This is a genomic window from Rugosimonospora africana, from assembly GCF_016862975.1.
Taxonomy (GTDB): Bacteria; Actinomycetota; Actinomycetes; order Mycobacteriales; family Micromonosporaceae; genus Rugosimonospora; species Rugosimonospora africana.
The window spans coordinates 1-25,402 of sequence record NZ_BONZ01000023.1 but is presented as its reverse complement, the minus strand read 5'-3'; the positions used below and the strand labels follow the sequence as shown (position 1 = coordinate 25,402).

General features: G+C 69.9%; 16 protein-coding genes. 9 read left to right on the top strand and 7 right to left on the bottom strand.

Annotation, left to right across the window (positions count from 1 at the left end):
• Positions 1–510 precede the first annotated feature (510 nt).
• Positions 511–2,619 carry a PQQ-dependent sugar dehydrogenase gene (locus tag Raf01_RS12565; RefSeq protein WP_239133556.1) on the bottom strand — a complete coding sequence of 703 codons (2,109 nt, stop codon included), beginning with the start codon at positions 2,617–2,619 and terminating at the stop codon, positions 511–513.
• A gap of 115 nt (positions 2,620–2,734) precedes the next feature.
• The gene (locus tag Raf01_RS12560) at positions 2,735–4,855 is read right to left on the bottom strand and encodes a discoidin domain-containing protein (protein ID WP_203918006.1); all 2,121 of its coding nucleotides are present in this window, start codon (positions 4,853–4,855) and stop codon (positions 2,735–2,737) included.
• Positions 4,856–5,361: 506 nt separating this feature from the next.
• Here Raf01_RS12560 and Raf01_RS12555 point away from each other — a divergent pair.
• Positions 5,362–6,285, top strand: coding sequence for a hypothetical protein (locus Raf01_RS12555; protein WP_203918005.1), 924 nt, complete (start codon positions 5,362–5,364; stop codon positions 6,283–6,285).
• Positions 6,286–6,345: 60 nt separating this feature from the next.
• On the opposite strand, the gene Raf01_RS12550 is transcribed toward Raf01_RS12555, so the two are convergent.
• Positions 6,346–7,083 carry an AIM24 family protein gene (locus Raf01_RS12550; protein WP_203918004.1) on the bottom strand — a complete coding sequence of 246 codons (738 nt, stop codon included), beginning with the start codon at positions 7,081–7,083 and terminating at the stop codon, positions 6,346–6,348.
• A gap of 291 nt (positions 7,084–7,374) precedes the next feature.
• Between Raf01_RS12550 and Raf01_RS12545 the strand changes: the two genes are divergently transcribed.
• Complete coding sequence (locus Raf01_RS12545) at positions 7,375–8,349, top strand: aldo/keto reductase (RefSeq protein ID WP_203918003.1); 975 nt, start codon at positions 7,375–7,377, stop codon at positions 8,347–8,349.
• Between the two features lie 36 nt (positions 8,350–8,385).
• Positions 8,386–9,291, top strand: a complete 906-nt coding sequence (locus Raf01_RS12540) for a class I SAM-dependent methyltransferase (RefSeq protein ID WP_203918002.1) — start codon at positions 8,386–8,388, stop codon at positions 9,289–9,291.
• Positions 9,292–9,549: 258 nt separating this feature from the next.
• Here Raf01_RS12540 and Raf01_RS12535 read toward each other — a convergent pair whose 3' ends face one another.
• Positions 9,550–10,401 (bottom strand): nitrilase-related carbon-nitrogen hydrolase, encoded by an 852-nt coding sequence (locus tag Raf01_RS12535; protein ID WP_203918001.1) that lies wholly within the window; start codon positions 10,399–10,401, stop codon positions 9,550–9,552.
• A gap of 355 nt (positions 10,402–10,756) precedes the next feature.
• Between Raf01_RS12535 and Raf01_RS12530 the strand changes: the two genes are divergently transcribed.
• A complete protein-coding gene (locus Raf01_RS12530) occupies positions 10,757–12,247 on the top strand; it encodes a cellulose binding domain-containing protein (protein WP_203918000.1) in 1,491 nt (496 codons plus the stop codon).
• On the opposite strand, the gene Raf01_RS12525 is transcribed toward Raf01_RS12530, so the two are convergent.
• Positions 12,219–15,659 (bottom strand): hypothetical protein, encoded by a 3,441-nt coding sequence (locus tag Raf01_RS12525; protein WP_203917999.1) that lies wholly within the window; start codon positions 15,657–15,659, stop codon positions 12,219–12,221. The two genes, Raf01_RS12530 and Raf01_RS12525, sit on opposite strands and share 29 nt — an antisense overlap.
• A gap of 158 nt (positions 15,660–15,817) precedes the next feature.
• Positions 15,818–16,678 carry an SAM-dependent methyltransferase gene (locus Raf01_RS12520; protein WP_203917998.1) on the bottom strand — a complete coding sequence of 287 codons (861 nt, stop codon included), beginning with the start codon at positions 16,676–16,678 and terminating at the stop codon, positions 15,818–15,820.
• Positions 16,679–17,148: 470 nt separating this feature from the next.
• Between Raf01_RS12520 and Raf01_RS49475 the strand changes: the two genes are divergently transcribed.
• The 4 genes from Raf01_RS49475 to Raf01_RS12500 all read left to right on the top strand — a co-directional run bounded on the left by Raf01_RS49475 (position 17,149) and on the right by Raf01_RS12500 (position 21,588).
• Positions 17,149–18,828: a cellulose-binding domain-containing protein gene (locus tag Raf01_RS49475; RefSeq protein ID WP_239133555.1), complete on the top strand. Its 1,680-nt coding sequence runs from the start codon at positions 17,149–17,151 to the stop codon at positions 18,826–18,828.
• Positions 18,829–19,054: 226 nt separating this feature from the next.
• Positions 19,055–19,933 carry an alpha/beta fold hydrolase gene (locus Raf01_RS12510; protein ID WP_203917997.1) on the top strand — a complete coding sequence of 293 codons (879 nt, stop codon included), beginning with the start codon at positions 19,055–19,057 and terminating at the stop codon, positions 19,931–19,933.
• 141 nt (positions 19,934–20,074) lie between these two features.
• Positions 20,075–20,566 carry a hypothetical protein gene (locus Raf01_RS12505; protein WP_203917996.1) on the top strand — a complete coding sequence of 164 codons (492 nt, stop codon included), beginning with the start codon at positions 20,075–20,077 and terminating at the stop codon, positions 20,564–20,566.
• Between the two features lie 452 nt (positions 20,567–21,018).
• Positions 21,019–21,588 (top strand): hypothetical protein, encoded by a 570-nt coding sequence (locus tag Raf01_RS12500; protein WP_203917995.1) that lies wholly within the window; start codon positions 21,019–21,021, stop codon positions 21,586–21,588.
• Here the strand turns inward: Raf01_RS12500 and Raf01_RS12495 are convergent.
• A complete protein-coding gene (locus Raf01_RS12495) occupies positions 21,578–24,751 on the bottom strand; it encodes an AfsR/SARP family transcriptional regulator (RefSeq protein ID WP_203917994.1) in 3,174 nt (1,057 codons plus the stop codon). The two genes, Raf01_RS12500 and Raf01_RS12495, sit on opposite strands and share 11 nt — an antisense overlap.
• A 130-nt stretch (positions 24,752–24,881) precedes the next feature.
• Here Raf01_RS12495 and Raf01_RS12490 point away from each other — a divergent pair.
• On the top strand, positions 24,882–25,402 hold a 521-nt coding region (locus tag Raf01_RS12490), incomplete at its 3' end, for a GntR family transcriptional regulator (RefSeq protein WP_203917993.1).

The following is a 25,402-nucleotide window of genomic DNA, read 5'->3' as shown; positions in this document are numbered from 1 at the left end:
ACCCCGAGCGCCCCTCACCGGTGAGAGGCCGGCGTTCGGCGCGGTCGGGTGTCAACCGTCCCGCGCATCCATCGGATCATCTCTGTTGCGCCGACAGGAGTGCCATGCCGGTAACCGGTCGCGACATCGCGGGACGCTCGCGAGTGTCGCCATCGGCGCCGTCGCGGGCGGTGGTGCCAGGGCCGGTGCTGCCGCGGGCCGCGTTGTCGGAGGCGGCGCTGTCGCGGGCGGTGCTGACACGGGTGACGCTCTCGGATGTGGCATTGACGGAGGTGGCGCTGTCGCAGGTAGCGCTGTCGGAGGCGGCACTGTCGCAGGTAGCGCTGTCGGAGGCGGCGCTGTCGCGGGTGGCGCTGACGGGCGGGCTGTCCGTCGCTTACCGGATCCACGGAGCGGCGGCCGGCACTCCCGAGTGGAGCGCCGGCCGCCGCCTGCGGTCGACCGTCAATCCAGGTCGCCTCTTGAGGTCGACCGTCAGCCCGGGCCAGACCGACAGCCCGGGCCAGACCGTCAGCCCAGGTCGACGTGCAGGATCTTCTCGTTGCTGTTGTTCGGCGTACTGTCCTTGTCACCGGTATTGGTCGTGGTCATCCACATGCCCCCGTCCGGCGCCGGCTCGACCGTCCGCAGCCGGCCGTAGGTGCCCACGAAGAACTGCTGGACGTTGGTGAGGCTGCTGCCGCTGATCACCTCGCGGTACAGCCGGGTGCCGCGCTCACAGGCGACGTACAGGACGTCCCGGATGATGGCGATGCCGCTGCACGATCCGTCGGCCACCGGGTAGGTGTGCTTGGGCGCGAGGTAGCCGGACGTGCCGCAGCCGGTACCGGCCTGCGACGAGGTTCCCTCGCAGTTCGGCCAGCCGTAGTTGCCGCCCTTGGTGATGAGGTTCGTCTCGTCCATGACGCTGTTGCCGAACTCCTGCTCCCAGAGCCTGCCCTCAGAGTCGAAGGCCAGCCCCTGCGGGTTGCGGTGCCCGTAGCTCCACACGTAGTTGCCGAACGGGTTGTCCGAGGGCATCGACCCGTCCGGGTTGAGCCGCAGGACCTTCCCGTTCAGGCTGTTGAGGTTCTGTGCGTTGGCACCGTTCTGCGCGTCGCCGGTGGCAGCGTAGAGCTTCCCGTCCGGCCCGAAGCGCAGCCGGCCACCGTTGTGGTACTTGTTGCGCAGGATCCCGGTCAGCAGGACCTGTTCACCGCCGATCGTGTTGTTGGCGAACGTGAACCGCACGATCCGGTTGTCGGTCGGGCTGGTGTGGAACACGTACAGCCAGTGGTCGGTGTTGAATGTCGGCCCGATGGCAAGGCCCAGCAGGCCGCCCTCGCCGTCGGTGCTCTCCACGTTGGGTACGGTTCCCACCGTGGTCTTCGCCCCGGTGGCGGGGTTGAGATGAACGATGTCGTGAGCATCCCGGCGGCTGTAGAGGATGGTGCCGTCGGGCAGGGTGACCAGGCCCCACGGGATGTCAGTGTCGGTCGCGAGCTGGGTGACCGCGCAGACCGTGGCGCAGCTCGACCCGGTGGTCACCGAGACCTGGTTGCTGTGCGCCGAGGTGTTGCCGGCCGCGTCGCGAGCCACCACGTAGTACGCGTACGTGTGGTTGGCGGCCAGCCCGCTGTCCAGGAACGTGGTTGCCGGAGGGGCAGTGCTGGTTCCCGGCACGGTACCGGCCTTGGCACCGTCCCGGTAGATGTCGTACGCGGTGACCGCGACGTTGTCCGTGGCGGCGGTCCAGCGCAGGCTGACACTGGTACCGGAGGCCGAGCCGGTCAGCCCGGTCGGCGCGCTCGGCGCGGTCGTGTCCACCTGGCACGGCGGCGGCGTGACGGTGACCGTCGCGCTGGCCTGGGAGACGTTTCCGGCCGCGTCGCGCGACTGGACGTACACGCCCCAGGTGACGCCGCCGACGACGGTGATGCCGCCGGATGTCACGGTGCCCGCCACGGATGTGATGAGCTGCCCGTCGTGGAAGATGTCATAGAACGCGACGCCCACGTTGTCGGTGGACGCCGTCCACGCCACGGTGGCGGAGTCGCAACCGTTCACCGTGACCGTCACGTCCGTCGGAACGGTGGGCGGCTGGGTGTCGGCGGCGCCGGTGTTGCCGTACACCTGGAACTCCTGCAGGGAGTAGCCCTTGCTGGAGTCGGTCCGGCAGCGGTGGGTGCCGTACATCCGGACGTAGCGGCCACGGCCGGTCACGGCCAGGTCATCGACCCCGCCGTCGCCCGCCGTGGTGCTGTAGACGGTCGTCCAGGTCGAGTGGTCGGTCGACGTCTGCACCTGGTACGCCGTCGCACAGGACAGATCCCAGGTCAGCACCACCCGGCTGAGGTTCGCCGCGGTACCCAGGTCGACGTAGATCCATTGAGGATCGACGCCGGCACCGCTGGCCCACCGGGTGGAAGTCGTGCCGTCCACGGCATAGCTCGGCGGGCAGCAGCCGCCGGATGACGAGGCGGTGACCGGCTTTCCCTGGGACAGCAGGGAATCGGCCGCCGGCACGGCCGTGGCGGCGCCGACCGTCGCGGGGGCTGCTGTCGCGGTGGCTGCCGGGGCTCCGGTGATGAGCAGGACCGCCGTGACGAGCACGGTCAGGCCGCGAATCCTTACCAACATGGCGTTCTCCTCTGTGAGCCAACGTGTGGACCCAAATGGTGGGCCCAAACGGCGGACCCGAATGGTGGGCCCAACGTGTGGGCCCGGCGCCGGTGCACCGGGCCCACGACGGGGGTCAGCTGACCGAGATGGCGTCCAGATCGGGCGCGTAGGCGCTGTTGTTGAAGAACTTGATGGTGTTGTTGCCGGCGTTGAGGGTCACCGTGACGGTCGTGGTGGCGGGTGAGTTGAAGTCGGTACCGGTGCACGGCACGGCGACCGTCGCGCCGCCGTTCACGCTCAGGTCGAACGTGCGGGTGCCGTCGACCTCGTACGCGATGGTGAGCTGGTGGCTTCCGGCGGCGCTCACGTTGACGTTGTTGACGATGTCGTAGTTGCTGGAGTTGTTGCCGATGAAGCGCACCTTCGCGCCGCCAGAACAGGCCGAGCAGGTGGCCACGACGGCCGCGCCGGACAGCGTGTTGCCCGACGCCTCAGCCTGGTACGTGGTCTCCGGAGGAGGCGTGGTACCGCCGCCCGCGTACCCGGTGCCCAGCCACAGCTCGTCGACGCGCAGTTGCTTCGACGACGCGTACGTGCTGTCCACCTCCAGCCGGACGTAGCGCGCGGTGGCGCCGATGTCGATGAACTGCACGCCTCGCACGTTGGGCAGGTTTCCGGACTTGACGGTGGTCCAGGTGCTGTTGTCGTTGCTCGTCAGGATCTTGTACGCGTTGATGCGCGCCGACGACGTGGCGGTCTGGGTGATGGTGTCCTCGCGCTGGTTGATCGCCAGGTAGGCGGCCTTCTTGGCGGACTTCTGGTCCAGCGTGATGGACACCGGCGTCGTGTCGTTGCTGTCCCAGTAGTTGAGGTATGAGCCGTCGACCAGGTTGGCGGCCGCGTGGCCGCTGGCCGAGGCGGTCGCCGTGGCGGTGACGCCGGTCTCGATGCCGGTCCGGCCGGACATCATCACCTTGAACACGGTGTCGTACTGGTCCCAGCCCGACACCCCGCTGATCGTCAGGTACCCGCTGCCCTGGCTGAAGGACACCGCGGCACCGGTACGGAGGTTCGTCACGCTCGACACCACGTACCCGCTGTCCCGCAGCTTCACCGAGTTGCCCGAGGTGGGTTTGGTGACCACGTGCACGTACTGGAGGTTGGCGTCGGACTTGTTGACGGTGGTGTACCCGTACGCGCCGTTGCCGAAGTTGCCGCCCGGCATGCCGCCGTACATGTACCCGCCGCCCTCGTCCCCGCTGATCGACGACCAGATCGGCGGCAGGTACGTGTCCATGAAGTTGTTGAAGTTGGCCTGGTTCGACGGGAACTTGCCGTTGACCATCGCGGTCTCGGCCATCAGGGACTTCACGGAGTTGCCAGCGTTGGCGATGTAGCGCCCGAGGTTCAGCGCGTAGTCCACTGTGGAGTTCGAGCCGTCGTACCACCAGTTGCCCGTGGAGGGCAGTTTGTAGTCGGCCTCGGTGAGCCGGGGCTGTGCGGTGTAGTACGCCTGCGGCATGTCGTACGCCGGGGTCATCCCGGTCTTCTGCTCATTGCTGATCATGTCCATGATCGGCGTGTCTTCGTTGTTGTTGGACAGCGTCATGTTCGGGTGCAGCTGGTAGATCTGTTCGTAGAGGTCGTGGTCCAGCCAGTACTGGTTGTCGTTGTCGATCCAGAACCCGTCCAGCGCCGGGTGGCTCTTCATGACGTCGAGGAAGTTGTCGTAGCTGTACTCGCCGAAGCCGTCCTGGGTGTCGAGGTCGACGGTGTGCCCGGCGTACGCGGAGAACGCGGCCGAGTCCATCCACTCGTGGCCGTTGAGGTCGTGCCACTGCGCGTCGTTGGTCATGTAGAGGATGACCCGCAGCCCCTTCGCGTGCGCCGCGGTGATGAGTTCACCCAGGAAGTCGCGCTTGGTGCTGCACGTGCCCGGGATGCTCGACGGCCAGGCGCGGCCGTAGCCGAGCTTGCTGTGGAACGTGGCGAGCACGAGATAACTGGCGCGCAGCTTCTGCGCCTCACTGACCCAGTAGTCCGCGCTCCACCCGCCGCTGGTGATGGCGCTCTCCCACGCCGTACAACTGGTGTAGCCCGGCGAGGTGAGCATTCCCCAGTGCAGGAACAGGCCCGAGGTCGAGGCGCGCAGGAAATCCTGCCGGGGGTTGGTCAGATCGGCTCGGGCGGGGTGGGCACCCAGCCCGAGCATCGCGACCACGATCGCGACGAGCGCGACCAGAGCTGCCGGCACGGGGCGCGAGCGTCCTCGCGACCTGGCCAGGAAACCATGACGTACCAAGGCCGTCCGCCTTTCTCGTAGAGCTGGCTTTCTCGTAGAGCTGGCTTTCTCGTGGGTCAGTTCTTCTCGTGGGTCAGGCTTTCTCGCAGGGCGAGGAGATCGGATGAGTCGCCCGCCCTGGACCGGTGACAACCCCGAAGAGGGCCGCGAAACACCCGGAACATAGGATCTCTTGGATGCGTCGTCAATAGCGATTTCCGCCCGGCGGCCGTCGCCTCGCCGGCTGCTCAGCCCGGCGGCCACGGACCCTCACGCGACCTCGACCCGCTGTCTGTCCAGCGGAAACTCTGCGAATTCTTAAGAGTATTTATTGACGGTTGCCTACGTCTGGTGATTGCATCGGCTCGCGCCGCTGGGGCCCCGACCGTCCCGCCCCGAGGTGTCCCCCACCGAATCGCGGTACGTCCTCGCGCGGCACCGGTTTGTGTCCGCGCGGTTGGCGCTCAGAGAGGAGAACCATGACGGACAACCCCACCCGCCGCGGCCTCACCCGCCGTGGGCCCGGCCGCCGGGCGGTACTCGGCTCGCTCGCCGCTGCTGCCGCCGGCGCGCCGTTGGCGTTCAGCCGCTGGGCATCGGCATCGGCGTCGACGACGGCGACGACGTCGACATTGGCGTCGGCATCGACGGACGGCGTGCCGGCTTTTGCTCCCGCCGCTCCGCAGCTGCTCTGGTCACCAAGCCCGAGCAGTGACGGGCTCGACGCGTTCGAGGGCATCGAGGCCGACCGCGCCAACCTGCATCCCGGCCGGAAGTACGTCTACGTGGAGGGCGACCACTACCGGTTCGACATCTACAAGGACGACCTGGACTCCACGGGTGACGGAGACCGCCAACGCACCGAGTCCAAGGGGATGGTGACCGACGGCGACTACCTGTCCATGCACGACGGGGAGACGTGGAGCATCACGTACGAGATGTATATCCCCTCGACGCTGCACGGCACGAGCCACTTCACCCACATCTTCCAGCTCAAGACGGTCGCCACCAACGGTGGCCCGTGGATCACCCTGTCCCCCAGCCGCAGCGGCAGCACCGAGATCCTGCGGGCACAGGCCGACAGCACCTCGGGCAACCCGGCCATCGCGACCACCAACCTGGCGCCACTGCGGGACAAGTGGATCACCGTGCAGTGGACCTTCACGATCGGGGCGAAGGGTACCGCCAGGTTCGTGGCCCGCAACGGCACCGGCAGCAGTGCGCCGGTCGTGGTCGACGGCACCAAGTCCAACCTGAACATCCCCGACCAGGACGACCGGGTACGCCCGAAGTGGGGCATCTACCGCTCGATCGAGAGCGCGTCGTCGGACATCATCGACACGCACCTGCTGATCCGCAACTACCGCGGGTACCGCGGAACCGGGACGCTGCCGACCTCGTAGCCGATCCGCCCCGACCACAACGCGCCCGGCGGGGCTGCTCGGTTGGCCCACCCGGTGGGCCTAGCCGCCCAGCAGCCCCCCGAGCAGCCCCTGGTTACCCGAACCGCCCTGCTGCCCCTCACCGCCCAGGCCGTGGTGGACCTCCTCGGACGGCTGCACGACGACGAACCCCTGACCTGCGAAGCTCATCGTGAACGCCTCGCCGGTACGCCGGCCGAGCAGCGTGCCGAGGCCGAGCTGCTCGGCCCGGTGGTATCCGGTGCGCAGGCTCGCCGACCAGCAGATCGCGGCCTGCGGGTCGGCGTAGGTCGGCTGGTCCACCTGCAGCACGACCGGGGTACCACGGGTGGTGATGGCGATCCGGCCCTGCCCGCTGAACACGCAGTTGAACAGGCCGGAGGCGGACATCATGCCGACACCCTGGACCATCCGCACGTCGTAGTCGAGCGCCGCGTCGAAGGCCAGTACGTTGCGGCCGTTGATGGTCAGCGAGTCGCCCGGGTCCAGATCGATGAGGTGGACGTCGGCCGCCCGGTCGGCGAGGAAGACATCGCCCCGGCCGGAGATCCGCATCAGCGGTACTCCCTCGCCGGTCATCTTCTGCTTGATCCAGCGGCCGACCCCGCCGGAACCGAGCGCCTGGAACCGCACGTCGCCCTGGTAGGCCACCATCGAACCGGTACGCGCCAGGCACTCGCCCTCGAGCTCCACCTTGAGCATCTTGCTGTTCTGCAGGGCGAGGCCCGGCTGGAGTGACTCGCGTTCCAGCTTGTCCGAGCCAAAAAGGTCGCTGCGCATATCCCGACTGTCTCAGCCTGCCGCAAGCGGCACCTCCGGGAATCACCCGGAACGCACCCCTGCGTCGGCGCGGCACCGCCCGGCATCCCTCGGTTTTCCCCAGCGTCCCTCGGCCTCCCCCGGCGTCCCCCAGGGGTCCCTCGGCGTCCCTCGGCATCCTCCCGGCATACCTCGCCTCTTCTCGGCCGCCTCCCCTCGGGCGTCCCCCGGTGCCCCGCCGGAGCGCCGTGACCGCGGCGCGGCTTACCATGCGATGCGCTGCCCGTCGTGGATCAACCTGGGAGGCTCACCATGCATCACCGTCCGCTCGGCCGGACCGGCCTGTCGGTATCGGAGATCGGCTTCGGCGCCTGGGGCATCGGCTCCTCGGGCTGGATCGGCGCCGACGAGGACGAGTCCGTGCGCGCCCTACGCCGAGCGATCGAGCTGGGCGTGAACTTCATCGACACCGCCCGCGGGTACGGCGAGAGCGAGCGGATCGTCGGCCGGGTGCTCCGTGAGCACCGGGGCGAACCGGTCTATGTCGCCACGAAGGTGCCGCCGAAGAATGGGCTGTGGCCGGCACCGGGCGGCATCGATCCGATGGCGGCGTTCCCCGGTGAGCACATCCGGGCCAGTCTGGAGACGAGCCTGCGGGCGTCCGGGCTGGACGCGTTCGACGTGCTGCAGTTCCACGTGTGGAGCGACGACTGGGTGGGCCGGGGCGACTGGCTGGAAACCATCCAGGCGCTCAAGCAAGAGGGCAAGATTCGCTTCTTCGGCATCTCGAACAATGACCACGAGCCGGACAACGCGGTGGAGTTGGTGCGCTCCGGGCTGGTCGACACCGTACAGGTCATCTACAACGTGTTCGACCAGGCGCCGGAGGAGAAGCTGCTGCCCGCCTGCGCGGAGCACGGCGTCGGCGTGATCGTCCGGGTGGCGCTGGACGAGGGCGGGTTGACCGGCCGGATCACCGAGGACAGCACGTTCCCCGAGGGCGACTTCCGCAACCGGTACTTCGCCGGCGACCGGCGCGCACAGGTCCAGCGGCGGGTCGACGCGCTGGTCGCCGACCTCGGCATCCAGCCCGAGGAGCTGGCCGAGACGGCGCTGCGGTTCACGCTGTCCTCCCCGGCGGTGTCCACGGTGATCCCGGGCATGCGCACGGTACGCAACGTCGAGCGCAACGCCGCGGTGGGCGACGGGCGGGGCTTGCCGGAGCAGCGGCGCGCGATCCTGGCCCGGCACCGATGGGAGCGCAACTTCTACCACGCAAATCCCTGAGCGCGTCCGGACCCGCGAGCCATCGGAAGGCGAACCGTGACCGACATCTACAGCGTCCGCGCGCGAAGCTTCGGCCCGGCCGCCGCGGACTACGACAAGTACCGGCCCCGGTACCCGGACCAACTCGTCGACGACGTGGTCGCGATGGTGCCCGGCCGGCGGATCCTCGAGGTGGGCGCCGGCACCGGCATCGCCACCGTCGCGTTCGCGGCCCGCGGCATGGCCATGACCTGCGTCGAGCCGGACCCGGAGATGGCGGCCGTGCTGTCGGCGAAGCTGTCCGGCGACGCGGACCCGCACGTGGCCGTGGCCGCCGACGTGGCGGTGCCTGTGGACGTGGACGTCGATGTGGCCGTGCCTGTGGACGTCGACGTGGCCGTGGACGTGGCTGTCGACGTGGCAACGTTCGAGGAGTGGTCGGCGGCGCGGCCGGCCGGTGCGCCCGGCTTCGATGGTCTGATCAGCGGGCAGGCGTGGCACTGGACCGATCCGGAGACACGCTGGGCCAACGCCGGTGCCGCGATCCGCGGCGGCGGCGTGATCGCGCTGTTCTGGAACGAGGACCACTACGCCGACCCGCGCGTCGCGACCGCGTACACGGCCGCCTACGACCGCCGTGGCATCGAGACGCGCTCGGTACACGACGAGCCGACTGCCGAGTCCGACCCGGACAGGATCGTCAGCGTCCCCGAGGGATGGCCCGAGGTGTACGCGGAGGCGCGCACCTACTTCACGGACCTGCGTACGCGCCGGTACCACTGGACGCGCCGGATGTCGGTGCCCGATTACGTGGCGCGCATCAACACCACGTCGGCACACCTGATCCTGCCGCCCGAGGTGCGCGACGACCTGACGGCCGAACTGATCGCGACGCTGTCCGGCTACGGCGACGAGGTCGAGTTGGCTATGACCACTGATCTCGCGACGGCGGTCCGCCGCTGAGCCTCCCTGTGGCCACGGCTTCGCGGTGGCGCCGACCATGACCGTCCGGTTTCCACGACTCCCCGGCGACCACGACTCTTCGCGGCGGCTCCGGCTCTTCCGGGCTGTGGGTACGTACCGCGGTGGTGTCGTGCTCGCGGCCCGGGCGCCCGCGGCCCTGGTCCTGTTCACTTCGACCACACCCGAACCACATGACCACGATCAGTCATCAACCCGTCGTGCGGAATGGCCTCATTAGCCTGCGGTCATCGCGGCCGGCTAAGCAACGTCCCATAGCCGGGCGTACAGATCCGGCCGCCGGTCGGTGAACAGGTCATTCAGCTCACCGATCCGCTTGTCCCGTGCCAGTCGGAGGTCGACCGTGGCCGTCAGGACGGCCGTGCGGTCTTGGCACAACGGCCCGGCCGCTGGGTAGCCACCACGCCGAATGATGACCGAGCCGCCTAGCCAGTCCACGCCACGCTCGGTCTTGCATCGGTCCGCGACGGCAATGAACACGCCGTTGGACGAGGCTGCCGCCTGCGCCGCAATCACCTCACCGGATCGCTCACCAGGCGGCGCGGGCGAACCCGACGCCGCCCAGTTCACCGGGACCGCGATGAGATCAGCACCACGCAGCGCGGCCAGCCGCACCCACTCCGGAAACTCCAGGTCATAGCAGATCATGAGCCCGACGCTGCCGAACGGCAACTCCACCACCGGAGGCGGGTCGTCGCCGGGTGTGAAGATCTTCTTCTCGGCATCCCACAGGTGCGCCTTGCGATACACGGCCCTCGTGCCAGATGCGTCAACGATCGCCGCGCTGTTGTACACCTTCCCGTCCGGCCCCAGCTCGCAGAACCCGCCGGCGATGGTCAGGTTGTGCCGACCGGCCAGCGAGCGCCACTCGCGCAGCGTCACCCCAGTTGCCGCCGGCGACGCGCACGATCGTGCCTCGTCAGCATCCGACAAGACGTATCCCGAGTCGGACAACTCCGGCAGCACCACCAGCCGCGCACCTGCGGCCGCCGCCTCCGCCACCGCCGCCCTGACCGCCTGCCGGTTAGCGTCCAGTTCCCCCACAGCCAGCGCGAGCTGCGCGACCGCAACGACAGTTCCCGTGTCCGGCATGGTGGCCATACTCTCGCGCGAGATCTCGCCTGCCAACGGCTTATTCCAAGACGAGGACCACCCTGGCGCCGCACACACTCGCTCATCTCGATCGACAGCTCCAGCCGGCACCCCATCGCTGCCACCTATCGTGGTCCGATCACCGGTTGATCTATAGGAGGATCACCCTCATGCCGGCGTTCTGCTTCTTCTCCGTTGCACCACAACGGTTCCGGTGTGGCACCCCACTCAAGCACAGGCAGTTACCCAGCTTCACTCGCCGATACGCCCCTGTGCCGTTTGACACGGCGGGCATTGTCCGCCAGCCTGGGACATGCGCTTCCATCGATGATCTCGTCAGGACCGAGGAGATCTGATGAATCGTCGACACGCACTATCAACGGGCTGCGCCGTCGGGCTTGTGCTCGCGGCCGGTACCGTGGCCGTCGCGTTACCCGCCACGGCCGCGGCCCTCGGATGTTCCGTCACCTACAGCGTGACCAACCAGTGGCCCGGCGGTTTCAACGGAGCCGTGGCCATCACCAACCTCGGGGGTCCGATATCGAGCTGGACCCTCACGTTCGACTTCCCCGACAGCGGGCAGAAGGTCGCCCAGGGCTGGAGCGCCAACTGGTCACAGTCCGGCACGCACGTCACGGCCGCCAACGCGAGCTGGAACGGTTCCCTGGCTACCAACGCCTCCACGTCGATCGGATTCACCGGCTCCGACACCGGTGCCAACCCGGTACCGACGACGTTCTCGCTCAACGGCACCGTGTGCACCGGGGCGGTGAACTCCCCCAGCCCGTCCCCGAGCACCGGTACCACGTCCCCGCCGCCCACAGTCAAGGTGCTGAACCAGGTGAACACCGCGGGACGGGTCCAGGACAACGGTTCCACCGTTCAGTACACCTGGCCCGGCGTCTACTTCGAGGGCCGGGTCCACGGCACCGGTGTCGGCATTGTGCTCAACGACGCGAACAATGACTACGACGTCCAGGTCGACGGCGCCACGGTCGCCACCGTGATCACTCCGGGCCAGACCACCTACTGGGTCAACAACCTCAGCAACACCGACCACACGGTACGGCTGGTCAAGCGTACCGAGAGCCAGTGGGCCGCGGGCCAGTTCGGCGGGTTCGTCGCCGCACCCGGCGGAAGCATCCTCAACAAGCCGGTCGCCCGCAGCCGGCAGATCGAATTCATCGGCGACTCATACACCGCCGGGTACGGCAACCTGTCCACCACCCGCGACTGCTCCACCAACGGTGGCGTCACCGCCAACAGCGACGCCGACAAGAGCTTCGGGGCACTGACCGCGCACAGCCTCAACGCCGACTACCAGATCAATGCCTGGTCGGGCATGGGCATGGTTCGCAACTACGGCGGTAGCAGCCCGGGCACCGACTTCCGCACGTACTACGACCGGACCCTGCAGGCGGTGAACACCGATCCGTGGCCCGTCCCCGGCACCTGGCGCCCGCAACTGGTCGTGGTCGGCTTGGGCATCAACGACTTCTCCACCGCGCTGAACGCCAACGAGCCGTGGTCCACCGTGGACCAACTGGTCGCCGCGTACAAGACCGCTTACCAGGGCTTCATTGACAAACTCCGCTCCCGGTACGGGACGAACGCCATCATCGTGGTCAGCGCCACGCTGCTGTCCAACACCACGGTGTTCGCCAGCACGGCACAGCAGATCGTCAAGGACCGCAACGCCGCGGGCGACAGCCGGGTCTACTACTGGTACTACGACGACCCGAACCTTGACCGCATGGGCTGCGACTGGCACCCTTCGGCGCACGACGACCAGATCATCTCCGGCCTGCTCAACACCTTCATCGCCACGCTTCCGCTGCACTGGTAGTCGTGCGGGGGCTAACGCCCGGTCGGCCGTCCCAATGGACGGCCGACCGGCGCGGACGCCTCAAGACTGAGTTACACCGGAGTGCTCGGCACCTAGCGCGGCCGGGCCGGCAACCGAGGGCGGAACGGTTGGCCGGCGGTCCCTGCCGGCGGTCCCTGCCGGCGGCTCGGCGACGCCCCTGCCAGCCCAGGGCGAGCCCGGCGGCGACGAGCACCGCGCCAGCGACCGACACATAATCCGGGATCGATGCCGGTATTCCCAGATACACCGTGATGCCGAGGATGCGCGCCAGTCCCCAGGGCAGCAGCGCCAACTGGTCGTTCCAGATCGTCAGTGCGCGTTCCAGGCCGATCGCGGCGACCAGCCCACCGAGTACGGCCAGCACGACCCCGGTGGCTGCGACCACCCGGCCCATTGCGCGGCGGCGCACCAGCCCGTACCCGTCGTGCAACGCCAGGAATGCCACCACGAACACCCAACCGAACGCGGCGAACGCGACCGTGATGTAGACCGATCGCGAGGTGGGTGCCGTCCAGAACAGGTACCAGTACCGGCCCGGCCCGCGGCTGACCAACGCGACGAGCAGGATGACGGTACGCAGCATCGCGGCGCCGCCGACCGCGGCCCACAGCCGGAACGGGTCGGCGCGCCCGATCAGGAGCCGCAGCGCGAGCGCGAACAGCAGCCACCCGCCGAGCACCAGGATCAGATGGGCCGGCGCGGCGAACCAGGCGTAGATGGCCCGGCTCCCGGCGAGCACGGCCGCCGGGATCAGCCAGACCAGCACCCGATCGAGCCGCGACCACGACCGCGCCGGGGAAACCGACGGAGACTCGATGCCGGCGACCCGCCACGGTTGTGTCGCGCCGATCCACAACGCGCGCAGGGCGGCCATCCCGGGCCAGGTGCTCCACCGTCCGCGGGTGGCGCCCGTCCCGGCGCGTCCGGCGGCGCGGCTGGCCAGCCCTCCGGCGGCCAGCGCGGCGAGCAGCAGGGCGAGTAGGACGCGGGCGAGCCAGGCCATGGTCTGGTCGCGATCGTCGCGGGCCAGGCCGAGATCGGCAGCGGCGAAGTTGTACGCCGGCAGGTCGACATCGCCGGCGTAGCGCCGCAGGTGCTCCTCGCGCGCCTTCTGGTACGCCGCCCGCGCCGCGAGCCACGCGCGCTGGTCGGCCGCCGACCCGCTGTCGAGCCACCGCGCGTGGCGCAGCACCATGGTCCGGTAGGCACCGAGGGTCTGAAACAGATTCACCTGGTACGCGGCGGTGTCCATCATGGACTGACGCAGCGCGGGTGTGGCCCAGGTGGCCGCGCCGGTACCGTCGATGAGTGCCTGCATCTGGCGTGCCGTGGCGACGGCGCGGTCGCCCTGGGCGATGGCCTGGTCGACCTGGTCCCGGCTGACCGCGTAGATGCTGTCCAGGGTGGCGGTGTCGCCGGTGACGATGTCCCACTCGAAAATCCACATCATCGGTGGCGGCCGCAGGCCGAGCGCCTTGACGGACCGGCTCGCGAACGGGCCGATGTAGAGGCCGTCGGTCACCGCCTGCCGGGACAACGCGAAGGCGCGCGAGAGCGCGTCGACGGTGCCTGGATCGGTGGACAGCGTCTGCCGGATCCAGTCGCCGGTGGCCTGTCCGGTGTCGGTGTCCGGATCCCGGGCCAGGCGCGAGGTGAGGTAGACGTCGAGATCCCACAGCTGCCAGAAGCCGGCGCGCAGGTACAGGGTCCGCGGACCGGCCAGCAGCGGGCCGCCGTCCTGGGTCCAGACCCACACGCCGATGATGTTCGGGTTGGCGGCCAGCAGTGTGCGCAACGCTTGCTGTTCGAGGTCGCCGAGGTCGTTGGGAAGCGAGCCGAAGCCCTCGAACTCGCGGCGGGCCTGGAACTCGATGATGCGTCGCTGCCGGCCGACCGTCAGCGTCGGATTGAGCGGGAGGTAGCTGTAGTAGTCGCCGGCCACGTACTTGGTGGACACGATCAGGTGCTCATCATCGATGCCGTCGAGCACCTTGGCGAAGGTGTCGGGATCGGTGTGCATGTCGCCGACGTCGCCTAGGCTCACGCTCCAGGTACGGAAGATGACATCGATACCCGTCTGGTCGGCGACCCGGAGGAACGCGCGCAGCATCGCCTGCACCGCCGGTACCGTCGTTACGTCGATCTCGGAGTAGTAGTCCCAGCCGGCCAGCCTGTAGTCGGAGCCGCCCTCGCCGACCCGCAGCATGATGCCGTCCAGGAACGGCATGGCGGCGTACAGCTCCCTGATGCCGTCCTGGTACACCGACCACAGCTTCGGACTGGTGAGGTCCATCCCGGCGGTCGCCGTCAGGTATGCCTTCAACGGCGGTGACAGCGCCAGCATGTCGGTCTTGACGTAGACCTTCATTCCCATGTCGTGGGCGTAGCGCCAGACTGGGCCGAACGCGGCGACCATCGCCCGGGCGCGGGCGACGTGCGGGTCGCCGGCCGGGTAGACCCCGGTGCCGGCGAACGTGACGTACTCCAGGAAGCCCGGCAGGGTCAGAGCGTTGTACCCCTCGACGAGCGCGTGGTCGACGAACTGCCGGTACTGCGCCGAGATGGCCGCGACCGCGTGCTGGTCGACCCACGGGGCGCGGGGCAGGATCGCGCTGGACACCACGTCGGTGTTGAGGTTGTAGTCGGTACCGGCGGCGAACCGCGCCGGATCGGGGTCGAGGCCGACCGAGCCGAGGTCGGTCATCCGCAACCCGAGCCGCGGCACCACCACTCTGCCGTCGTCGCCGGCCGGCAGCACGCTTTCCCCAGAGCGGATCCGGTCGGCGACGGTGTAGAGACCGCTGGCGGCACCGGCGACGGAGCTGGCTTCGAGGACCAGTCCCCCACCGCGTCCGTCGCTGCGGATCCGGAACGCCTCGTCGCTCGCCGGCAGCGCCGCCCCCGGCGACGGCGATCCCGTCGGTGGCGATCCAGGCAGCGGCGATCCCGTCGGTGGTGGTCCCGGCGGCGGCGATCCCGGCAGCGACGCGACGAGCACCACCCGCAGCGTCGCACCCGCCGGCGCAGTGCCGGTCGATCCCGAGCCCACCGACCCCGAGCCCGCCGGCCCGGTGCCCGCCGATCCCGAGCCCGCCGACCCCGAGCCAGCCGGTTGGACAGTGGGCCGGAGCAGGCCGCGGCCGGCGAGCGCGGCGGCGACCGCGTCGGCGGCCAGCGTGACCCGCTTGTCCGCGGGCACCGAGACGGCGACCCACCGCGGCGGCGCGACCATCGAGTGGGCCGGGGCGACGGCCGGATGCTCGACGGGTGCGCTGGCCGGGGCGGTGGAGATGCCGAGGGCGCCATCGACACCATCGGCCACCAGTGCGCCGATGGCCAACAGGACGACCGCCGTGGCGGCTACGGTCAGGCTCCGGCGTGACAGCCGCATGCGACCACCCTAAACGCCCGCCGGCCAATCAGACGACCATCAACCCGACGACCGGGAACCAGACGACTAGCAGCCAAACGACTAGCAGCCAACGACTGGCGAACGAACGACCGCCGAACAAACGACCAGCGAAGAAACGACCGGAAACAAGCGACCGGCTACGGGACCCGCGCGACCGCGCCCCACATCGAGACATCCTCCTTCGACGGCCGGGGCTGTTCCTCCCCGTCCGCGCGCCATTCGGCGAGCGGCACGACACCGGGTTCCACGATGTCGAGGCCGGTGAGAAAGTCGGTGAACTGCCGGCGCGTGCGCAGATGCAGGTCGACGGCGACGTTGCCGTTGCTCGCGTTGGTCACCACGCCGGACTCTTCGGCGGACATGTGGTCGGCGGTCCCGTGGGTGAGGGCGACGTAGCTGCCGGATGGCAGCGCGCCGACCAGGTGGGCGACGATGCCGCGCGGATCGTCCGAGTCCGCGATGAAGTGCAGGATGGCGACGAGCATCAGCCCGACGGGTCGGGACAGGTCGATGGTGCGTCGCAGCTCGGGGTGGGCGATGATGCCGTCCGGATCGCGGAGATCCGCATCGATGTAGGCTGTGGCGCCTTCCTGGGTGCCGGTGAGCAACGCGCGGGCATGGGCGAGCACGATCGGGTCGTTGTCGACGTAGACGATGCGGGCGTCCGGTGCGAAACTCTGGGCGACCTGATGGGTGTTGGGGCTGGTGGGTATGCCGGTGCCGATGTCCAAGAACTGGCGGACGCCGAAGTCGCGCGCCAGGTGGGTGACGGCTCGGCGGAGAAACCTGCGATTTTCCACGATTGCCGTACGGATGGTGGGGAACGCGGCGGCGACCGCGTCGCCGGACTCCCGGTCGGCGGCGAAGTTGTCCTTGCCACCGAGCCAATAGTCGTAGCGACGGGCCGGGTGAGCGACCGAGATGTCGATACGCGGGGTGTCGACACGCGGCTCCGCTCCTCCGGAGCCCACCCGCGACGCGGCTTCGCCCTCGCTCATGTGCTCCCCCGATCGTCGTGGGTCCGCTGCGCCTGGTGCGCCCCCACCATCGAACCCCGGCACCGAGTCGCAGAGTAGTCCGACGTGCCGCGGTCTCGCTGGCCCGGCGTGCCGGCGCCCGCTCCGGAAGAGTTCCGGATCTGAGGTCGGATCTGATGCCCGATCCGGCGCCGGATCTGACGCACCGCAACCCTTCCGGCTGCGGCGGCCCTTCCGGTCACGGCGAAGCGGTGGGCACCGCCGAGCCGATCCGGCCGCGTACCCGCAGGGCCGTCGCGACGGGGTCGCCACGGGTCGCGTCCGCGCTCGCTCATCACCCCGCGACGAACGGCGAAAATGACCGGAAAACTTCCGGAAACATATTGACGTCCGACAGTTTACTGCTCAACCCTTGAACGTACTTGACATCCGTGACCATCGATCAATCGATCGCGGTAGTCGCTTCCATCCCTCCCGGAAGGAGAGCCCCAGTGACCATAAGCTCAGGCCGCTCTCGGCTCCGTTCGACGGTCGTCGTGCTGGCAACAGCGGTGACGCTCACGGTCGCCGGAGCGGTAGCGGTAGTAGCCAGCGGGACCGCCGCGCCCGCGGCGATCGGTGTCGAAGATGAGGGTGCGAACTGTGCGGTGTCGTTGCCCGGTTCGTTGACCAGCAACGCGAAGCTTCCCGATCCGTTCAAGAAGCTCAACGGTACGCGTATCACCACGAAGTCCGACTGGATCTGCCGGCGGGAAGAAATCAAACAACTGGCGGAGAGATACGTCTACGGTACGAAGCCCGCCAAGCCCGCCACCGTGTCCGGGACGGTGTCGCGGACCAGCATCACCGTCAACGTGTCCGACAACGGTAAGAGCACCAGCTTCTCGGCGAGTGTGAGCCTGCCCAGCGGCAACGGCCCGTTCCCTGCCGTGGTGGTCTTCGCCGGCCTCGGCGCGGACACCTCCACCATCCAGGGCGCCGGCGTGGCCGTCATCAACTACAACCCCCTGACCGTCGGCGCCGAAGGCACACCCCGCACCAACAAACAAGGCGCGTTCTACAGCCTCTACGGCTCCAACAGCAGCACTGGACTGCTGATGGCCTGGGCCTGGGGTGTCAGCCGAATCATCGACGTCATCCAGCAATCGGGTGGCAGCATCCTCAAAGCCGACGCGATGGGCGTGACCGGATGCTCCCGGTACGGCAAGGGCGCCTTCGTCACCGGCGCGTTCGACGAACGCATCGCCCTGACCATGCCCATCGAGTCCGGCAGCGGCGGAGCCCCCATCTTCCGCGGCATCCCCGGCGAATCAGGCTCCCAACCGCTCAGCAGCGCCTACTCCGAACAACCCTGGCTCGGAGACGCGTTCAACTCCTTCACCGGCAACCCGAACACCCTGCCCGTGGACACCCACGAAATGGTCGCCATGGTCGCACCCCGGGGACTGTTCATGATGGAAAACCCCCACATCGACTGGCTGGCCGCCAAGTCCGGCAGCGTCGCGGCCCTCGGCGGAGCCGAAGTCTACAAAGCACTCGGCGCGGGCGAGAACATCAGCTACTGGTCCGACATCCAGGACGGGACCCACTGCGCCGTACGACCGGAGTGGAAGACTCCGCTCCAGCAGAACCTCCAGAAGTTCCTCCTGAAGACCGGCAACGCCGCCGGCGTCATCAGGATCTCCAGCAGCAAGGCCGGCAACCTGGCCGACTGGCGGGACTGGACGACGCCGACCCTTACCGACGGCACCCCGACCTCGGCCCCACCCACCTCGAACCCGCCCACGTCCGCCCCACCGACGTCCGCCCCGCCCACGTCGGCCCCGCCCACCTCGAACCCACCGACCTCGAACCCGCCGACCTCACCGCCGCCGGCCGGTGCCTGCACCGCGACGTACCGCACGGTCAACTCTTGGCAGGGCGGCTTCCAGGGTGAGGTGACAGTGAAGGCCGGATCCTCGGCTATCAACGGCTGGACCGTGACGTGGACGCTCGCCAGCGGCCAGGGAATCAGCCAACTCTGGAACGGCACGCTGAGCACCAGCGGCTCGGCGGTCACCGTCAAGAATGTCTCCTACAACGGGGCGCTGGGCGCCGGCGCTTCGACGACGTTCGGATTCACCGGTACCGGCAGTGCGTCGACGCCGACACCGACCTGCACCAGCCCCTAATCGCCGCACGGGCCGGGGAGCCTGGTTCCGCCAGGCCCCCGGCCCTCCCTTCAAGGACAGTCACCCACGCAGCCGTACCGGCAGGTGGCTAGTTCGCGGCCGCCGCAGCCAGGCACGGCCCAACACGGCCCGGCGCACACCGCACGGAAACGCCCGCCCGATCACGCCGCTCCTGATACCGTCATTTCAGGCTTTCCGGACGCCCGTGGGTGGGGGTTGGTGACCGGTGTTCGACGGGTTCGAGGTCTTCGACATCTCGACGTCGGTGACGACGATCCACGGGCGCCGCGGCGGATCCGGACCGCCCGTCCTCCTCCTGCACGGCATTCCGGAGACCCACCTCATGTGGCACCGGGTGGCGCCCCGCCTCGCCGAGCGGTACACGGTCGTCGCCACCGACCTGCGCGGCTGGGGCGACAGCGGCAAGCCGCCCAGCACCGCGGACCACGAGCCCTACAGCATGCGCGCGATCGCCCGGGACCAGGTCGAGCTCATGCGGAACCTGGGCTACGACCGGTTCGCCGTCGTCTCCCACGACCGCGGTTCCCGTTGTGGCTACCGGCTCGCGCTCGACCACCCGGACGCGGTGACCCGACTCGCCGTCATGGACGTCATCCCGGTCGGGGAGGCGTACCGCCGGGCCGACCGCGCGTTCAGCCTCGCCTACTGGGTCTGGTCCTTCCTCGCCGCCGTGGAACCGGTGCCGGAACAGTTCATTGGCGCGGCCCCGGCCGTGCTGGTGGACTACATGCTCGGCGTCTGGCCGGAAGTGAAGGACGCCTTCCCGCCCGAGGTACGGGCGGAGTACGTCAGGCAGTTCAGCGATCCCGCCACGGCACACGCGATCTGTGAGGAGTTCCGGGCGTCGGCGACGCTGGACTGCCGGTACGACGAGGAGGATCGCGGCAACAACCGGAGGATCGCCTGCCCGGTGCTGTTCCTGTGGTCTGAGCGGGGTTCGGTCGCGAAGCTGTACGACGATCCGCTCGCGATCTGGCGGGAATGGGCCGATGACGTTCGCGGCGAGCCGGTGCCGGTCGGCCATTTCATCCCGGAGGAGGCTCCCGACGAGACCACCAGCCACCTGCTGGACTTCCTGCGGTGAGCAACCGCCGGCAATCCAGCCGGCAATCGCGACGGCCACCGGCCGAATCCCCGATTTCTAGGGACGTTGGCTGTCCACCGGCATGAGGCCTGCCGGCACGGCCGAGCCGTGGCCCTTGCCGGCGGCGGTCATCATGTCGGTATGGGCGATGGTGAACCGCTCGTCTGGTACGCGGACAGCGACGATCCCTACTGGACACTGCGCCACAGTGGCGGCCCGATGGTGGCGGCCTCCCTGGTCCCGGTGATCCTGGTGGCCTGCTTCGCGAGTGGTCACGGGTCCGGCCGGGTCCTGCTGGCGCCCGGAGCGCTCGTACCGCTGGCCGTGGTCGCCGCGGTGTGGGAGTTCCTGGCCGACCGGCGGGCGGTGGTGGAGATGCGGTTGACGGACGGCGAGCTGACGCTGATCCGGGCGAACCGCGACATCACCAGGTACCCGCTCGGTGAGCTGCGGCAGGTCGAGGTGGTCCAGAGGGTGGACGGCGACCAGACCTCGTCGCGGATACGGCTGCACATCGGTGACCGGGTCGAGCGCACCCGGATCGGACCGGCGAGCCTTCCCGAGCGATGGACGCAGGCATTCGCCGGAGCCGAGGTCGACCTGCGGATCCGCTACAAGCCGATCAGCGACTGACCGCGAAAGGCAGCGTGGGCGCCGTCACAGGTGCCGTCACGGGCGCCCCCAACGCACCGGTCCCCCGTCCCAGCCGAGCCGTCAACCGCTCGGCGACCGCGGTGTACCGGCTGCGCAGCAGAAGCAACTAACGCGGCGTCCTCACCTGATGCCCGATCGGCAACAGGTGTGGTGGGTTCCGGCCAGCCCGGCCGCCACCAGCAGGGCCGCCCACCGCCATCGCCGGGATGGTGTCTTGGGTACGTGCATCACGTCCCCCTCTCGGCTTCGACCGGGCGCCTACCACCCGGTTTCACAGACGAGAGTGCGGGGCGTGCCGCGGGCGCCGACAGGACCAGTTCCGGCCCACTTCGCCTGCCACAGTGGCCCGGTGTCCGCCACAACCGTTCCACAACCGCCGCCGGTTACGTTTCCGGTTGTGTCGCTGGAGAGGAGACGGTGAGGTGAAAGCGGTGTCGAATCGGCGAGGTGGTTCCCGGACCGTGCCGGTGGTCGCGGTGCTGGTGACGATGGCGGCGGTATTGGCGGCGACGGTGGCGTTCGGGATCGGGGCCGGTGCCGCGCAGGCGAGCGGGGGCGCAGGCGAGGCCACAACCCGACAGAGCGCGGCGGTCGGTCCGCAGGAGGAACCGCAGCCGGTGCAGACCGTCAAGGACCTGTGCCACAACTGCCTGGGGGCCGACGACGCGATCTGTTGGGAGTTGCCGCCGTACGAGTGCGCCGTCTCGGTGACCATCGGTTGGGTGGCCAAGAACGACGTGGTCGTGCGATTCGGCACCGTCGACCAATCCGCCCGCGCCGGGATCGACTACCTGCCGGTCAAGGACGGTGTGATCACGGTACCCGCGGGCAGCCAGCGCGGCACCGGCGTCGTGCGGCTGGTGCCCGGGAAGCCGACCGACCAGGACCGCAGCTTCCTGATTCAGCTGTACCAGCCGTCGGAGGGCGAGATCTCCCAGGAACTGGGCCAGGTCACCATCTCGGCCGGTGAGCCGGGGCAGCCGGTCGATCCTAAGGGGTGACCGGAGCCTGCGCCGCGGCCAACGCGTCCGCTTCGGCGGACGCGTTGGCCTTGCGGTAGAGCCCGATCGCCTGATCCCGGTGACCGCGCGCCTCACCCGGGTTGCCGGCCCGCTCCTCCAGGTCGCTCAGGTCCCGGTGGATGGTGGCGGTCTCGTACGGGTCGGGGGTGCGGATCCGCAACGCGAGGGCGAGCTTGAGGTACCCGCGGGCCGCGGTGAAGTCCTCGCCCCGCAGGTACACCCGGCCGATGTCGCGCAGGCTCAACGCTTCCAGGTGCTGGTCCGCGATCTCCTGGCTGAGTCGCAGCGCCTTGCGCAGCTGGTCGAGCGCGGCCGTCCGGTCGCCACGTGCCAGGTGGCAGCGGCCCAGATGATTGAGCGTGTCCGCGGCGTACCGGCGGTCGCCGGTCTGCTCCCGGACCGCGAGCGCCTCACCGAACCGGGCCAGGGCCGCGTCGATGTCGCCGCTGGACAGGTGCGCCTGCCCGAGACTGCTGAGCGAGGCCGCCTCCAGCCGCGCGTTGCGGATCTCCCGGCTGGCCGCCAGGGCCCGGTCGAGATACTCCAGGCTCAGCTCCGGCCGGCCCATCCGCACGTACGCGTCGCCGATGTTGTTCAGAGCCAGGGCGACGCCGAGTGGCCGCTGCTGTGCGCCGTGCCGGGTCAGCGCCTCGTGGTACGCCTCGATGGCTTCGTCGAACCGGCGCATGCCGGCGTAGGCGACCGCGATGTTGTTGTACGCGTGCGCCTCACCGCGCTGGTCGCCGTACCGGCGCATCAGCTCCAACGCCTGGTGCAGCTCGTCCAGTGCCTCGTCGAACCGGCGCGTCATGATGTAGGCCACGCCGAGCCCGCTGCGCATCAGGCCCTCGTCGCCGCCCCGGCCGGTCGCGGCCCGCACAGCCCAGCGGCACATCTCCACCCGCTGCGTCCAGTGCCCGCGGGAGTCGTAGAAACCGGTCAGCACATAGGTCAGCTGCCACGCGACGGCCGGGTGACCGTGCTGGGCGGGAGCGTGCTGGGCGGGAGCGTGCTGCGCGGGACCGTCCTGAGCCGCGTACCGGACGATCGGCAGCAGATTGTCCCGCTCGCCGTCCAGGAAGGCGAGCGCGTGCTGGGCGTCGGCCTCGAACGGGAGCGGGTCGGGCGGATCCGGCGGGGCAACCCGGTCGCGGCCCGGATCGATCAGGCGGTTGGCCGCGCCGGCCACGCCCAGGTACCAGCCCAGCAGCCGCCGTACCGTCTCGACCCGGTCCTCGGGCGCCTCGTCCCGCCGGGCGCACTCGGCGGCGTACACCCCGATCAGGTCGTGGAACCGGTACCGGCCGGCGGCCACCTCGGCCACCAGGTGCGCCGCGGCCAGCTCGTCCAGCGCCTGCCCGGCCTCCGGCGGGGTGAGCGCGGCGGCGGTCGCGGCGAGGTACCCGGTGAACGTCGGCCCCGGATGCAGCCCGATCAGCCGGAAGACCCGGGCGGCCGGGCGGCTCAACACCCGGTACGCACTGGCGAACACCGCACGCACGCTTCGCGAGTCGCCCTCGACGGAGAGCCCGTCGAGCAGGTTGTCGCCGCCCAGTTCCCGGGTCAGGTCGCCGATCGGCCGCAACGGTCGGGCGACCAGCTTCGCGGCCGCGATCCGCAGCGCGAGTGGCAGCCGGCCGCACAGCTCGACGAGGTCCCCGGCGTGCGACGCCTCGCCGTCCACCCGCGCGTCGCCGAGCAGCCGGCGCAGCAGCGTCACCGCCTCGTGGTGGTGCAACGCGTCCAGGCTGACCACCGCGACCGAGTGGTGGGTGGCCAGCGCGTCGAGCCGGCTGCGAGCGGTCACCAGCAGCAGCGCCCCGGCGCTGGCGGGTACCAGAGGCAGCACCTGTCCGGCGGATCCGGCGTTGTCGGCCACGATCAGCACGCGCTGCCGGTGCAGCAGCGACCGGTAGAGGCCGGCCTGCCCGGCCGGGTCGGCCGGGATCCGGGACGCCGGCACCCCGAGGCTGGTCAGCACGTGGCCGATCGCCTCGCTCGCGGTCATCGCCGCCGGCCCGTCGCCGCGCAGGTCCACGAAGATCTGGCCGTCCGGGAAGCGGCCGGCGTTGGCGTGTGCCCACTGCACCGCCAACGCGGTCTTGCCGATGCCACCCGGCCCGCAGACGACCACGACGCCCGGCCGGTCGCCGGCATCCAGCGCGCCGTCCAGCTCGCCGAGCGGCCAGGCGCGACCGACGAAGTGACCGGCCTTCGCGGGCAGCTGCGCGGGTACCGGCATCGGAGTGCTCATCGCCGGCGTCTGCCCCGGCGGGGCCTGCCGTTCCTGAATCGCCCGCGCCGCTGGAGACCCGACCGGTTCCAGGGTCGGGTCGCGGCGCAGCAGCCGCACGTGCAGGCGCGCGAGGTCCGGCCCCGGATCGGTGCCCAACTCCTCGGCCAGATGCGCGCGCAGCCGCCGGTACGCCTCCAGCGCGTCGGCGTGCCGCCCGCACCGGTACAGGGCGAGCATGAGCAGGCCCACCAACCGTTCCCGCATCGGGTAGGCGACCAGCAGGCGCTCAAGTTCGCCGACCGCCGCCACGTGCCGGCCCAGCTCCAGCTCGGCCTCCCACAGGTCGGCGAAGGCGGTCAGCCGCTGCTCGTGCAACCGGTCCACCTCTGCCGCGGCCCAGCCCAACGGCTCCGCGTCGGCGAACGCGTCGCCCCGCCACAACGCCAGGTTGGCCCGCAGCGTCGCCGCCGCGCGATCCGCCGGCCCGTCGGCGAGGTCACGCTGGGCGTCGCGCACCGCCGCCTCGAAGCGGTGCGCGTCGACGTCCTCCGGCGCGATCGCGAGCAGGTACCCGGGATCGCGGGTGACCAGGATGCCGGGCAGCCCGCACTCGTCCAGCGCCTGGCGGATCCGGGCGATGTGACTGTGCAGCGTCTTGACCGCGGTCCGCGGCAGGTCCTCGCCCCACAGCGCGTCGATCAGCCGGGTGCGCGGCACCAGCATCGGTGCGTGCAGCGCCAGCAGGCCGAGCAGGGCCCGCTGTCGGGTGCCGGACAGCGTCGCCGGGCCGGCCGGGCCGACCACCTCGATCGGGCCGAGCAGCCGGACCGCCGGCGGATCGCCGGGCGCGACGGTCTGGGCCGGCGGGCTGGCCCCGAGCGCGGATCTGGCCGTGCTGTTCGGCACGTCACCTCTCCTCGACAACTGGAGACCTCGACTGGAGACATTGACTGGGATCAGACTATCGGCGCGATCAACAGGAGGCCCGCAACTAGTCGGCAACCCGGCCACAGCCGGCGATCGGTACACCGGTGCCATGCGCTACCAACAGCCTCTGATGTTTCCGGTGTCCCTGGACCGGCGGCAGGCCCGGCCGCTGTGGCAGCAGCTCGCCGACCAGATCTGTTCGGCGGTCGACCGGGGCGTGCTGGCGGCCGGCACCCGGATGCCCTCGACCCGGACACTGGCCGCCCTGCTCGGCGTCTCCCGCGGAGTCCCGATGGAGGCGTACGAGCTTCTGTTCGAGTCCGGGTACGCGGAAAGCCGCCCCGGATCGGGCACCTACGTGACCGTACCGGCGCGGCTGGCCGCACCGGCGCCGGTGAGGACCCCGCCAGGACGCGTCCCACCGGGGGGCGCCTCACCCGGGAACAGCACGGCGGGAAGCAGCACGGCCGGGAACAGCACGGCCGGCCCGGTCGCGAGGCCCGCGCCGTCGCGGCACGCCGCTCGGATGGCGCGCGGGTACAGCGCGACGCGTGGCGCCGCCCGCCGACCGGCTGGTCTGGGTCGGGGCGTGGCGCCAGACTCACGCGGCGCGGCGCCAGACGCGCCGAG